Genomic DNA, 13,429 nt, shown 5'->3' on the forward strand with positions numbered 1-13,429 from the left:
GCTCAGATCGCCGCCCAGGTCGCCAGGTGATGCCCGGCGACCGCGGCGAACTCGGGGGAGCGCTCGTGGAAGGGCTGGAACGAGATCACGACCTGCGCCGGCGCCGGAGGCCCGAACCGGCGTGGCGCCGAACCGTCACGTACCGCTGATCGGGACTGTCACGCGCGATGTCTGTCCGGCGCGGGGCACGGTGACGGTCAGCACGCCGTCGGCCAGATCGGCACGGACGTCTTCGCGGTCCGCGTCGGCCGGAAGCGTCGTGCGGTACGCGAAGCTCCCCGCCCGGGCCGCCAGGTAGCTGCTTCCCCCCGCCGCGGCCTCGTCCAGGTCGCCACGAACACACAGCTGGTGGCCTTCGACCTCGACGAGGATGTGGTCGCGCGGGATCCCGGGCAGCTCCACCCGGACCCGATAGGTGTCCGCGGTCTCGTTCTCCTCAACCGTGGGCGTCCAGCGTGTGCCGTGCGCTCGGCCCCCGGTGGCCCGCTCGGCCCATCTGCCGAGGCGGTCCACCAGCTCTTCGAGCTCTGCCGGCGGACCCCAGGGCAGGCCCCAGGTCCGGTCCGATCGTTCTTCGCCTCCGGGATCACGGGAAAAGGGTGAGTTCATGGTGCTTCTCCTTTACCACTGACAATCTTCACTGCATCCGCCTTATGGCCGGAGCAGTAGTCGCCGAACAACCGCAGGTGCGTCTTATCCGCGCCGCAGGAACATGACCACCACGACGATGAGGAGAACGAGGACAACTGTGCCGGCTCCGATATACATAAGTGACTCCTTCGAAGATGGATAGCGTTCGGTCATACGACGGTTGGTGTGTCGCCGGGTCCGCATACCCACGTTCGGAAAATGAAACAAACAATCGATGTTTTCTGAGCCGGTCTCTCGAACGGGCCGCTTTACGACGCGCGCTCCGTGGGCTCCACGCGTTCCGCGAGGAAGGGCATCGAAGCCTCGTAGGCGCGCTCGATCCGTTCCCGCACCAGGCCCAGCCCGCGCCGCCCGTAGCGGGGCCGCAGATCGGCGGCCGAGTCCGGGGCGCCGGTGGGCAGCACGAGGACGTCCACACCGGCCACGGGATTGCTCAGCGCGGGCACGTACCGGTGCCGGCGAGCGATCTCGAACGCGACCACGGCGACCTCCCGCGGCGTGCGCGGGGCCTGCAGCGGCTGGTCGATGGGGCCGACGTGCAGCACGTAGACGGTGCGGGCGCCGGAGGCCAGGGCCCGGCCGACCGGGACGCCGTCCACCAGCCCGCCGTCCAGGAAGTGCTCGCCGCCGACCAGGACCGCCGGCAGCAGACCCGGTACGGCGGAGGAGGCCAGGACGGCTTCGACCAGCGGGCCCCGCGTGAACCAGTGCTCGGCGGCCCGCTCGATCGACGCGGCGACGCATTCGAAGGGCACCGTGAGGTCCTCGATCTGCGCGGTGCCGAACTCGCGCTCTATCAGGCCGCGCAACGCGGCGTTGGAGAACACGTGGGTCCGGCTGCGCAGCGCGGTCCCCAGCTGGGCGAACAGCGTGTCGGCGAACACGCCGTGCTCGCGCAGCGAGATCCAGAGCTGCTCCAGGCGCGTGACCGCCGCCGGCCGGGGATCGGCGGCGATCATGGCGCCGTTGAGCGCCCCGACCGAGGACCCGAGGATCAGATCCGGCCGGATCCCGTGCTCCATCAGGGCTTTGAGCATGCCCACTTCGTAGGCGCCCAGCGGACCTCCGCCGCCGAGCACGAACGCCACCGGCCCCGCTCTTCCCGTTGTCGGCATGCAGATGTCCCTCCTACCTGGGCGGCGCTCGGCGCCGGAGCCTCCGCGTACCCGACACCGCCGAAGTGAATCCGTGCCCCCGTTTCGAACCGCGCGATCAGGCCATGGTGAGGAAACTGTGACGCTCTTCACGAGAGTGTTCCGCTCCCCACGAGAGAAGGCGTCCACCATGGACGAACGCCGCTCCGGATCAGGCATCGCCCGCTTCATATCAGCGCTCTTCGCCGTCATCGCGATCATCCTGATCGTGCACATCATCCTCGTCTTCGCCGACGCCTCGACGACCTCCACGGTCGTGAAGGACATCGGCGACGTGGCCGCCAAGCTGGCCTGGGGCTTCAAGTCCTTGTTCTCCTTCGACAACGCGAAGCTCACCGTCTTCGTCGACTACGGCCTGGCAGCGCTGGCCTACCTGCTGGTCGGCGGCGTCGTGGTGCGGCTGTTCCGCACCGCCGCCTAGTCCCGCGGGAACGGTGAACCGGATCCGCGCAGCCGTGCGGCGCTTCGACTCCTACCAGCAGCGGCACCCCTGGGCGGGGTTCCCGGTCGCCGTCGGCAGGAAGTTCAGCGATGACCGGGCCGGCTCCCTCGGCGCGGTCATCGCCTACTACGCGTTCCTGGCAGTGTTCCCGCTGCTGTTGGTGCTGGTCGTCGTCCTGGGCGTCGTGCTCCACGGCCATCCGGCGCTTCAGCAGAAGGCGCTCGGTTCCGCGCTCGCGGACTTCCCGGTGATCGGCGGTGCGCTGCGGACGAACGTGTCCGGCCTGCACCGGACCGGGTTGAGCCTGGTCCTGGGGCTGCTCGGCACGCTGGTCGGCGCCCGGGGCGTCGCGAACGCGGCACAGTACGCCTTCAACACGGTCTGGGCCGTGCCGTACAAGCGCCGACCCGGCTTCCCCGGGTCGCAGTTCCGCAGCTTCGCGGCGATCGGGGTGATCGGCCTGGGGGTCCTGACGACCACCGCGCTGTCCGGCATCGCCGAGGGCGTCTCCCACCTGCCGGTGCTGGTGCAGGCGGGGGTGCGCGCGGCGGCGTTCGCGACGTCGCTGGCGTTGAACATCGCGCTGTTCTGGCTGGGCTTCCGGATCACCACGGCCGCCGAGGTGCCCACCCGCGCGCTGCGCACCGGGGCGGTGCTCGCGGCGGTGGCCTGGCAGATCCTGCAGGCCGCGGGCGGCTACCTGATCGGCCACGAGCTGCGCCACGCCAGCACGCTGTACGGGGTGTTCGGGCTCGTCCTCGGGCTGCTGTCCTGGCTGCACATCCAGGCACAGCTCACGCTCTTCGTGGTCGAGGCCGACATGGTGCGTACCAGGGGTCTGTGGCCGCGCAGCCTGCTCCCGCCGCCCTACACCGAAGCCGACCGCGAGTCCTTCACCGCCTACGCCAAGGTCGAGGAACGGCACGACGAGGTCACCGTGGACGTCACCGTCGACGATGCCGGGCGATGACGAGCCTGCCTTCCAGATCGGTGCGGCTCGGGTGACGCGGAAGCCCGCGGCGTCATCCGTTCCGCATCGCGTCGATGAGCTCCGGGAGCCGGACGGTGGCGAAACCGATGCCCACATCGCTGAAGCCGTAGGGGATGACGAGGTTCTCACCGTGGCGGATCGCACCGCACGAGTACACGACGTTGGGCACATAACCGTCGCGCTCTTCGGCGTCCGGGGTCAGCAGCGGCCCGTTGAGGCTGCCGACGACCTTCCGGGGATCCTCCAGGTCCAGCATCATCGCGCCGATGCCGTAGACGCGCATCGGACCGACGCCGTGGGTCAGCACCAGCCACCCCTCCGGGGTCTCGATGGGCGACCCGCAGTTGCCGCGCTGGACAAGGTCCCAGCTCAGCTCCGGTCTCCTCAGCGGCTGCGCGTCGCCCCAGACGCGTCCGTCCGCGGAGGTGGCGACGGAGGTGCTCTCGCGGTCCCATCGGGAAAGAGCCATGTGGACTCCGCCGACGAGCCGGGGGAACAGTGCCATGCCCTTGTTCCGCGCGGCCGGGCCGAGCAGCGGGGAGACGCGGAACACCCGGAGGTCCTCGGTCTCGATCAGCTGGGGTGCGGTGGTGAAGCCGTCGAAGGCGTTGTAGGTGGCGCGATAACCGGCGGCTCCGCCCTCGTCGACGAAGCGGACGAAGCGGGCGTCTTCCATTCCGCGCGAATCAGTGGGGCTGATCGGCCGCAGCACCCGCTCGGAGAGGTCGGTGTCCTGGGGGAATTCCAGCACGTACTGGCACGCCGCGACCAGCCGGATGCTCTCGATCGCGGCGTGCGCGCCGTTGCGGGCCATCAGACCCGCCGGGACGTCGGCCAGCACGTGTTCGAGGTCTGCGTCGGTGAACTGTGCCGGAAGGCGGTGCAGGAGGTAGGAGTGGACTTCGTTGTCGTCCCCTGCTGCGGCCAGCCCGTGCTCGAAGAATCTCCGGTCGTACCGCGACGCGCGGGGCCGGCCGGCGCTCGCGAACCGCGACGGCTCGTCCACCGCGACGGTCCCGTCCGGCCCGATCACGCCGGTGCGGAACTCGACGCAGGACAAGTGTCCTTCGCCGATGGCGCGCGCACTCAGCACGAAGCGGAGACACCCCGGGGCCAGACCGCTCTGATCGGGGTGTTCGACCAGGGAAGGGTTGGTCAGGGCAGCGGCCTCGATCGCGTATTCGCGGGTGAAGTAGGCGCCGATGAGCAGACGACGCCGGTCCGAGACCTGCGCTCCGGCCGCTATGCGATGGCCGACGGTTTCGGAGTGCTCTGCGAACGTCTTCTCCAGATCCCGGTGCCGCGTCGAGAAGTCCGCCAGGGTGCGGGTGTAGGCGCGGTCGACCGTGTCGTCGTCCAGGGCCATGATGCGCTCGAACACCATCGCCGCGCGCGAGACGCTGCCGGGCAGTTCCTCGCCGGGGACGAACAGGTCGGTGACGACCCGGCGGGGGTCGTGGCGCAGCCGCGCTCCGCCTCGGACCACGAGGTCCGCCCGGACGCCGTTGTGCGGTGCGGCATCGAGGGTCTCGATCGTCGGCTCCTCTCGGCGGACCGCCGTCCCGGTCACGCGGTGGCCTTGGCCCGAGCGCCGATCAGCGAGGCGGCCAGCGCGCGGTAGGAGGCCGCGACCGCGGACCATTCCAGGGCCGGGGCGACGCGGCCGGACGCCGCGGTCATCGCCGCCGCCAGCCCGGGGCGGGTCAGCACCGAGCGCAGGGCCTCGGTCGTGGCGGCGACGTCCCGGTGCGGCACCAGCAGGCCGGCGCCGTCGGCCAGCAGTTCCACCGCGTGCGGGAACCGGGTGGCCACGATCGGGCGGCGGGCGGCGACGGCCTCGATGAGCACGCCCGAGGTGGCCTGCTCGGTCGAGTCGTAGGGCAGCAGCACGACGTCGGCCTGCCGGACGAGGTCGGTCAGCGCGGCGGTGGTGCGGTAGGCGGGATCGAATTCGACGTCGGCGGACACGCCCAGGGCCTGCGCTCGGGCCTTCAGGGAGTCCCGGTACGCCTCGCCGTCCCGGGCCAGGACCTTGGGGTGGGTCCGGCCCGCGATCAGGTAGCGCGGCGCCGGATCGACGCCGGCCAGGCCGGCGAACGCCTCGATCGCCCATTCGATGCCCTTGCCGGGTCCGATCAGGCCCCAGGTCAGGATCGTCGGGCGCGGGCGGCTCGGCGCGGGCGGGGCGAACGGGTCGAACGCCGCCGGCGGGGACAGCCGCCGGACGCCGGGCGCGCCGTGCGGGATCACCGAGACCTTGCGGGCGTCGACGAGGTAGGACTCGTTCAGCAGCCGGGCGGCCGTGTCGGACATGACCACGACCGCCGCGGCGGCGTCCGCGATCCGCTCCAGCACCTGCCGCTGGTGCGGCGAGGGGGCGGAAAGCACCGTGTGCAGCACCACGATCGCCGGAACGTTCAGGTGGGTCAGGACCTGGATAACGTCCGCGCCGTCACGGCCGCCGTAGATGCCGTACTCGTGCTGCACGATGGCGACGTCGAAGCGGTCGAGCACCCGCGCCACCGCGGCCGGCCCCTCCGGCGAGCCGTTGACCAGCTGCGCGACCACGTCCGGGTAGACCGCCGGCTGCGCGGCGTCGACGATCCGGACGACGGCGGCCCGGTCGCCCGAGCCCTGGGGCGTGAGGTGCTTCAGCAGCGCCGCGCTGAAGGTCGCCACACCGCATTGGGTGGGCGGGTACGTACTGAGGAATCCAAAAGCGGTCATGGCGGAGCCCTTACTGGTTCGGGGAGGTGACAGCGTCGATCGAGGCGTGGACCGAGCACGGCTGACGAGCCTGCGCTCGAGATGGGATGTCCGAGGCGATCGCGGTGTCGGGACGACCACGGGCCCTGGCCGGGTACCAAGGGCGCGGAGCAGACTGCTCCGCTGTTCCGGCAGGTTGCACCGTCGCTGAAGGGCGGTATCGCATCCCACGGTAGCAGGCCTGCGTGCGTCGGACGGACCGTTCCGTTGATACCGCAGTCTTCGGTATATCGAGGTCTAACAGGCGTAAGGTGTAAATAAGCCCAAGTAGAGCTTTTGTCCCTTCGCGACCGGAGGGAGATCGGTGGTCTCACGATGAGACCCGACAGGAACGACGTCATCGGCGCCCGTAGCCTTCATACGACTGAGTATCGCCAGGTCACCACGCCCGACAACGAAACGCGGGTGCGCGGCGGCGTCCCTCCGCAGTCCTCGCAGTCCTCGCAATCTCCCCGACCGCCCCGTTCCGGCCGGGAGCTCAGGCTGAACGAACAGCTCAAGCGGCTGCTCAGCCAGAAGAGGGGCCCGGACGCCGTCATGATCGGCGCGCTGTCGGTGGCTCTGCTCTGCGGCCTGATCGGCTTCGCCGCGAACTTCATGTGGATCGTCGCCATCGTCGTGCTGGCGCTGGCGCTGGGATTCGTCGTCGCCGACAGCCGGCGCAACCGCATCGACATCGCCAATCAGCGCGCCGAGGGCAAGGACGGCTGACGAGGAGCGCGGCCTTCCCCTCGGCGGATGTTCCGGCCGCCGAGGGGCTAGAGTGGCGGTACGCCCGGCTGATCCGGGCGGTCCCCTGGACCCTGGTGACGCTTTGCACACCTGCGGCACGTTCTAACGTTCGACACCCGCTCGCGCCCTTATGTAGTGGTCGATCTGGCCGGGTTGTACTTCTGTGAACGAAGCGCGTCCCACCCAAGAGGACAGGAACACTCATGACGGAACTCACGATCCGTCCGCAGGAGATCCGCGACGCGCTGGAGCGTTTCGTCGACTCCTACAAGACGACGACGGCGCCACGGGACGAGGTCGGGTCCGTCACGGTGATCGGTGACGGCATCGCCAAGGTCGACGGTCTGCCCTCGGCCATGACCAACGAGCTGCTGAAGTTCGAGGACGGCACCCTGGGCATCGCCCTGAACCTGGACGTCCGCGAGATCGGCGTGGTCGTGCTCGGCGACTACGAGCGAATCGCAGAAGGCCAGTCCGTGCGGCGCACCGGCGAGATCCTGTCCACCCCGGTGGGTGACAAGTTCATGGGCCGGGTGGTGAACCCGCTGGGTGAGCCGATCGACGGTCTGGGTCCGATCGAGGCTGAGGGCACCCGCATCCTGGAGCTGCAGGCGCCTGGTGTCATGGCTCGGCAGTCGGTGAAGGAGCCGTTGCAGACCGGTATCAAGGCCATCGACTCGATGACCCCGATCGGCCGTGGCCAGCGTCAGCTGATCATCGGTGACCGGCAGACCGGCAAGACCGCGGTGGCTGTGGACACGATCATCAACCAGAAGCAGAACTGGGCGTCGGGCGATCCGAAGAAGCAGGTCCGCTGCATCTACGTGGCCATCGGTCAGAAGGGTTCCACCATCGCGGCCGTCAAGGGCGCGCTGGAGGAGGCCGGCGCGATGGAGTACACGACGATCGTGGCCTCCCCGGCTTCGGACCCGGCGGGTTTCAAGTACCTGGCGCCGTACACCGGCTCGGCCATCGGCCAGCACTGGATGTATGACGGCAAGCACGTTCTGATCGTTTTCGACGACTTGACCAAGCAGGCTGAGGCCTACCGGTCGATGTCGCTGCTGCTGCGTCGTCCGCCGGGGCGCGAGGCGTACCCGGGTGACGTGTTCTATCTGCACTCGCGTCTGCTGGAGCGTTGCGCGAAGCTGTCCGATGACATGGGTGCCGGTTCCATGACCGGTCTGCCGGTGATCGAGACCAAGGCGAACGACATCTCGGCGTTCATTCCGACCAACGTCATCTCCATCACCGACGGTCAGTGCTTCTTCGAGACCGACTTGTTCAACTCCGGTGTCCGTCCGGCGATCAACGTGGGTACCTCGGTGTCCCGGGTCGGTGGTTCGGCGCAGGTGCGGGCGATGCGTTCGGTGTCTGGTTCGCTGCGCGTGGACCTGGCCCAGTTCCGTGACCTGGAGGCGTTCGCTGCTTTCGCCTCGGACCTGGACGACGCCTCCAAGGCCCAGCTGTCCCGCGGCCAGCGGATGGTCGAGCTGCTCAAGCAGGGCCAGTACGAGCCGTATCCGGTGGAGGAGCAGGTGGCCTCGATCTGGATCGGCACCTCGGGCTCGATCGATGATGTGCCGGTGGCCGACGTGCGCCGCTTCGAGAAGGAGTTCATCTCCTTCCTGAAGACCGACCACGCCGGTGTGCTGGCCACGATCCGCGAGACCGGTCAGCTCTCCGACGACACCGTCACGGCGTTCAAGGACGGCGTCGCGCAGTTCAAGCGCGGCTTCGAGCTCGGCGACGGCACACTGCTGGCCGACCAGAGCAAGGTCGACGCGATGGACGAGGACGACGTCGGCCAGCTCACCGTCGCCAAGCACGTCAAGGCCCGGTGACGGCGGGATCGCCGGACCCGCCGTGGGCCCGGCGATCCGGGGCCGTGTGGGGTTTTCGCGCCGCTCTGTTTGGATTCTGCGATTCGGGTACTCATGGGCGACAAGCCCCTTGAGGAGGCCCCATGATCACAGTCGCGATCATCACCATCGTCGTGATCGTCCTGGTCATCGCCGTCGTGGTGTACACCAGACGGCGAGAGAACGCCAAGCGCCGGATGCGGACCTCGTTCGGGCCCGAATACGCCCGGGCGAGCGCCGAGTACGGCGGCCAGCAGGCCGCGGACCGGGAACTGGCCCGGCGCAGCCAGATGTACGGCCGGCTGCGCCTGGAACCGATCAGCGCGGCCGACCGGGACTTCTACACCACGTACTGGGAGAACATCCGCAGCGGCTTCCTCGACGACCCGTCGGCCGCCCTTTCGGGCGCCGAGCAGCTGATCGCCCGGCTGATCGAGGCCCGGGGCTACCCCGTCGACGACCGCGGCGAGCAGCTGGCGCTGCTCTCGGTCCGGCACGGAGGCGTCCTGGCGAACTACCGCCAGGCGCTGTGGGTCAGCGAACGGGTGCGAACCGATTCGACGTCGATACCGACCGAGGTGAAGCGCGAAGCCCTGATGCAGTACCAAACGTTCCTCGACGACCTGCTCACCGAGCCCGGCGCCGTGGTTCCGCGCGGGACCAAGGAATCGGAGGCCACCTTGTGAGCGCCGAGCCGGTCATGAACCAGGACACCCTCCCGACCGAACCGACCCATCGGTGGGCCGACGACGGGGGTGTGCTCACCGAGGAGCGGCTGCCGGTGCCGGAGTCGGTGCCGGCACCGGAGCCGGAGACGCCGATGGAGGTGACAACGGAGACGCCCATGGCCGCGGAGCCCGAGGAGCCGGAGGCGCCGACGGACACGTCGACGGCGGGGCCGACGGACACGACGACGGAGACGACTTCGACCCCTGTCGTCCACGAACCGCTCCTGAGCCACAAGGCGGAGCAAGCCTTCCGCAGCCGCTGGACCGAGATCCAGGTCGGCTTCGTGGAGGACCCGGCGGAGTCCGTGCGTGACGCCGACGGCTTCGTCGCCGAGATCGCCGCGGCCCTGCTGAGCTCCTTCCAGGCGCGCAGGACCGATCTGGCGGCCGCCTGGCAGCAGGGCAGTCCCGGAACCGAGGACCTGCGCCAGGCCCTGCGGCGCTACCGCGCTTTCCTCGGCGTCGTCCTCCCCGAGTAGGCACCCCTGGACCGATGCCGCGTCTCACCCCGCGAGGCGCGGCATCGCTGCACGCTGGGCACGAAGTATGGACGCTGTATACGCGCCCTACCGATCGGCGCTACTCTGACAGTAACTTCATACGCCCCAGACTTTGGCGCCGTGAATTCCGACGCGCCGTATGCGGTCGGGGCAGGCACCGGTTTCACCTTGGCCGCGAAAGCCCTCCCACGCAGCCGACGCCCCATATGCGAAAGCGTAGGGCGTTCCATGGGCACAACCTCTGTCAGCACACCGACACACGAGGTCCGACCACACGCTTCACGAGATCAACCGCACCGTTCGCGGACGGACCGGCGGAGCCGGCTCGGCGGGTGCGCGGCGGAGCCGCGGATCGTCCGCGGTCTCGATCGCAACGGCCGCGACCGGACCGATCAGCGGGCCGCGGCGCTGCGGTCTTTGGACCGGATGCACCGCCTGCCCCCCGGCGACGCCGAACGGGCCGCTCTGCGGGTCGCCGTGATCACCGAGTACATGCCCTACGCGCGCCACCTGGCGTCCCGCTACGGCGTGCGCGGCCAGTCCGCGGAGGACTTCCTGCAGGCCGCCTACGTCGGCCTGGTCAAGGCGGTCGACCACTTCGACCCCGACTTCGGCGCCGGGTTCCTCGCCTTCGCCACCCCCACGATCCTCGGGGAGCTCAAGCGCTACTTCCGGGACACGACCTGGGCGGTCCACGTGCCGCGGCGGGTCCAGGAACTCGCCGGCGAGCTGCGGGACGCCACCGAGGACCTCTCGCAGCGGCTGCACCGGGCTCCGACCGTCCAGGAACTGGCGGTGCCGCTGGGCGTCGACGCGGCCGCGGTCGTCGACGCGATCGAGGCGTCCGGGCTGCACGCCCTGGCGTCCCTGGACGTGCCGACCGCCGTCGAGGACGGAGGCGGCTCTTTGCTGAGCGACCTGCTGGGCGCCGACGACCGCGGCATCCAGAACGTCATCGACCGGGAGACCCTGCGGCCGCTGCTGGCGACACTGTCCGAACGGGAGAAGAAGATCCTGCTCATGCGCTTCTTCCGGGGCATGACGCAGACCGAGATCAGCGCGGAGCTCGGAGTCTCGCAGATGCAGGTCTCCCGTCTCCTCGCCCAGATCCTCGGCCGGCTCAGAGCGCACGCCGGCTGATCCCGCCGGTCTACAGTCCCGCAGTCCTGCACTTTCACAGCCCCGCCGGTCCCGGGCGCGGCCGGCAGCGGTGTCGACCGCGCCCGCCGAAACCCCGGCGGCCACTTCCGAGGAGAACCCTTCGATGAGCGTTTCCGACCCGTCCCGACACCATCCAGCCGTCGCCGCGCACCACGCCACCAGGGCTGCCGACGTCCAGCTGCGCATCGCCGACGCGATCACCAAGTTCGCCGGCTCCATGATGTTCGTCTACCTGCACGCGGTGATCTTCGTCGGCTGGATGCTGTTCGTCGAGACCAACCCCTGGCCCACGCTGACCCTGGTGGTGTCCCTGGAGGCGATCTTCCTGTCGACGTTCGTCATGATCGGCCAGAACCGGCAGGCGTCCTTCCAACAGGCCAAGGCCGACCACGACTTCGTCGAGTCGGAACTGGAGCTCAAGTCCAACACCGACCTGACCCGGGCCATCCACGCCATGACCACCGAGCTCCACAACCGGCTGCCGGCGGGATCGGAAACGCGATAGTGCCGCACAGAACGGGCCGCCGCGGGCTGGTCCGTTCGCCGAGTACCGGCTGTCAGGACCCTGCACCCACCTCCGAACGCTGAGGCACATCCGTCGGCTTGGCGGGCGTGGCCCGCGTGAGGTACTGCGGGACCGGCGCCGCGTCCGTGCCGGTGTCGCGCACCAGGCCGTAGCGGACGATGCCGTGGCCGTCGGGGGCGGCGTCGATGTCCTGGGTGACCTGCGCCCACGTGAACGGCGTCACGCTGAGGTTGTAGTCGGCGTAGCCCTCGGTCTCGTGCAGGGTGACGGTGCCGTCGAGGTAGAAGAACTCGTTGTTCCACATCTGCTGCGCGCCCGGCGGCAGCGTGATGTAGCCGGCCTTCGGGTTGCCCATCCAGGTGACGTCCGTGGGCTGGCCGGCCCCGTTGTCGTCCATGCGCCGCCCGCCGCCGGAGGCGACGTGGAACAGCTTGCCCCGCAGGCCCGTCCAGGTCGGCATCACCATCCCGCCGACGCGGTTGAACCACGCGATCTCGTAGCGGACGCGGAAGTAGCCTGTGCCGGTGATCGTGACGCTCTGTCCGTTCCAGAACATCAGGTACGTGCCGCCGAGCGAGCCCTTGAACGGCTGCGAGTAGTTGCCGGTGGCGGTGATCGGCACGGTTTCGGGGCGCCGGGGCAGCGGTCCGGGCTTGGCGAGGCGGTCGGGCGCTGCGTCGACCGTGTCGACGGTCTGGCCGTAGACCGGCCCCGCCGGGGTCACCGAAGGGCGCACCGAAGGGGAAGGGGAGGGGGACGTGCTCGTCGCGGAAGCCGCCGGTGTCGGGGTGCCCGGCGCTGGCGTCGATGAAGCGGGGGTCGGCGTCGCGAGGCTGGTCGGAGCCGGCGAAGCAGCCGACGTCCCGGCCACCCCGCCGACCGTGGACCGGTCAGCCACCGGACCGGCATTCGGCGACGTCGTCGACCCACTGCCCGCCATCGCGATCGCGGCGCTCACCCCCAGAACCGCGACCGCCGCCGAGGCGACGACCAGCTTGCTCGTCGGCAGCAAGGACCGGCCGACGTTCGGATGCCGCCGTGCCGGCTTCCGCCAGGCGCGGCCGCCGAGATACGCACCCGTGAGCGTGAGCGGCAGCGGCAGCAAAGCGACCCCGGCCAGCAAGCTCTCGGCCGGCACCAATCCCCGCTGGAACTCCGAACACTCACCGCACTCCCGTACATGCCGGGCCAGGCGCTTGCGCCACAGCGGCGACGGACGCCCGTCCCAGTCCCGGATCGCCGCGTCCAACCCTCCGCACCGCGGCGTCGCCCACACCGCGCGCACCACCGCCCGAGCCGTCTCCAGCTGCGCCTTCATCCGCTGCACCCGCACCGCGGCGTACGCAGGCGTCTCCTCCAACGCCGCCGCCAGCTCGCCGCGCGTGATCTGACCCGCGGCCTCCAGCCACCACAACGCGAGCAGGTCGCGATCCGCCTCGTCCAGCCAGCGCGTCGCCTCCGCAGTCTCCCGCCGCTGGTCGGACAGGCCGAGCCGGAGGATCGTCAGGTCGACGAAGTCCGCCCCGGGATCCGCGACGCCCTGCAATTCCTCCAGACCGCCGCCGTAGCCACTGTCACCACCGACCGGCCGCTGCCGGCTCTGGTTCTGGCTCCGGCTCCGGCTCCGATTCCGGCTGTCCCGCACCTCGCGGATGGCGATCGACACCAGCCAGGACCGGAACGCCGCCGGGTCACGCAGCCCGGCCAGGCCGTTGACCACCCTCAGCATCGTCTCCTGGACCACGTCGTCCACATCCGCGTGCCCCTGCAGCGCACGGCCGACGATGTTGTAGACCAGCGGCAGGTACGCGGCGATCAACGCGTCGAGCGCCTGCTGGTCGCCACGCTGAGCAGCGAGGATCAGGTGTGGATCGAGATTGTCCGCCATGGGGTCTCCGCCTTTGCAGGAATGAGCG

At 69.8% G+C, this 13,429-nt stretch carries 13 protein-coding genes; 8 read left to right on the forward strand and 5 right to left on the reverse strand.

What is annotated here, in order from left to right; genetic code table 11:
- Window positions 1-135: 135 nt before the first annotated feature.
- Window positions 136-609 carry an Hsp20/alpha crystallin family protein gene (locus tag ABH920_RS22635; protein ID WP_370351079.1) on the reverse strand — a complete coding sequence of 158 codons (474 nt, stop codon included), beginning with the start codon at window positions 607-609 and terminating at the stop codon, window positions 136-138.
- A gap of 290 nt (window positions 610-899) precedes the next feature.
- Window positions 900-1,766, reverse strand: a complete 867-nt coding sequence (locus ABH920_RS22640; protein ID WP_370351080.1) for a patatin-like phospholipase family protein — start codon at window positions 1,764-1,766, stop codon at window positions 900-902.
- Between the two features lie 169 nt (window positions 1,767-1,935).
- On the opposite strand from ABH920_RS22640, the gene ABH920_RS22645 reads away from it, so the two are divergent.
- The gene (locus ABH920_RS22645) at window positions 1,936-2,226 is read left to right on the forward strand and encodes a hypothetical protein (RefSeq protein WP_370351081.1); all 291 of its coding nucleotides are present in this window, start codon (window positions 1,936-1,938) and stop codon (window positions 2,224-2,226) included.
- 13 nt (window positions 2,227-2,239) lie between these two features.
- A complete protein-coding gene (locus ABH920_RS22650; RefSeq protein ID WP_370351082.1) occupies window positions 2,240-3,217 on the forward strand; it encodes a YihY/virulence factor BrkB family protein in 978 nt (325 codons plus the stop codon).
- Window positions 3,218-3,269: 52 nt separating this feature from the next.
- Here the strand turns inward: ABH920_RS22650 and ABH920_RS22655 are convergent, their stop codons facing one another.
- Both ABH920_RS22655 and ABH920_RS22660 read right to left on the reverse strand, forming a co-directional pair.
- Window positions 3,270-4,808, reverse strand: a complete 1,539-nt coding sequence (locus tag ABH920_RS22655; protein WP_370351083.1) for a glycoside hydrolase family 130 protein — start codon at window positions 4,806-4,808, stop codon at window positions 3,270-3,272.
- Window positions 4,805-5,965, reverse strand: coding sequence for a glycosyltransferase (locus ABH920_RS22660; protein WP_370351084.1), 1,161 nt, complete (start codon window positions 5,963-5,965; stop codon window positions 4,805-4,807). Before ABH920_RS22660 ends, ABH920_RS22655 begins: the two co-directional genes overlap by 4 nt.
- A 315-nt stretch (window positions 5,966-6,280) precedes the next feature.
- Here ABH920_RS22660 and ABH920_RS22665 point away from each other — a divergent pair, with 315 nt between their 5' ends.
- The 6 genes from ABH920_RS22665 to ABH920_RS22690 all read left to right on the forward strand — a co-directional run bounded on the left by ABH920_RS22665 (window position 6,281) and on the right by ABH920_RS22690 (window position 11,492).
- On the forward strand, window positions 6,281-6,715 hold the full coding sequence (locus ABH920_RS22665; RefSeq protein WP_370351085.1) for a hypothetical protein: 435 nt from the start codon (window positions 6,281-6,283) through the stop codon (window positions 6,713-6,715).
- Between the two features lie 224 nt (window positions 6,716-6,939).
- Window positions 6,940-8,580: a F0F1 ATP synthase subunit alpha gene (gene atpA / locus ABH920_RS22670; protein ID WP_370351086.1), complete on the forward strand. Its 1,641-nt coding sequence runs from the start codon at window positions 6,940-6,942 to the stop codon at window positions 8,578-8,580.
- Between the two features lie 122 nt (window positions 8,581-8,702).
- A complete protein-coding gene (locus ABH920_RS22675) occupies window positions 8,703-9,284 on the forward strand; it encodes a hypothetical protein (protein WP_370351087.1) in 582 nt (193 codons plus the stop codon).
- Complete coding sequence (locus ABH920_RS22680; protein ID WP_370351088.1) at window positions 9,281-9,805, forward strand: hypothetical protein; 525 nt, start codon at window positions 9,281-9,283, stop codon at window positions 9,803-9,805. Before ABH920_RS22675 ends, ABH920_RS22680 begins: the two co-directional genes overlap by 4 nt.
- Before the next feature lie 447 nt (window positions 9,806-10,252).
- On the forward strand, window positions 10,253-10,966 hold the full coding sequence (locus tag ABH920_RS22685; protein ID WP_370351089.1) for a SigB/SigF/SigG family RNA polymerase sigma factor: 714 nt from the start codon (window positions 10,253-10,255) through the stop codon (window positions 10,964-10,966).
- A 124-nt stretch (window positions 10,967-11,090) separates the two neighbouring features.
- Entirely contained in the window at window positions 11,091-11,492 is a 402-nt protein-coding gene (locus tag ABH920_RS22690; RefSeq protein WP_370351090.1) for a DUF1003 domain-containing protein, read from the forward strand.
- Between the two features lie 52 nt (window positions 11,493-11,544).
- On the opposite strand, the gene ABH920_RS22695 is transcribed toward ABH920_RS22690, so the two are convergent.
- Window positions 11,545-13,401, reverse strand: a complete 1,857-nt coding sequence (locus ABH920_RS22695) for a sigma-70 family RNA polymerase sigma factor (protein WP_370351091.1) — start codon at window positions 13,399-13,401, stop codon at window positions 11,545-11,547.
- Window positions 13,402-13,429: the final 28 nt, after the last annotated feature.

The sequence above is a fragment of the Catenulispora sp. EB89 genome, assembly GCF_041261445.1.
Classification (GTDB): Bacteria; Actinomycetota; Actinomycetes; order Streptomycetales; family Catenulisporaceae; genus Catenulispora.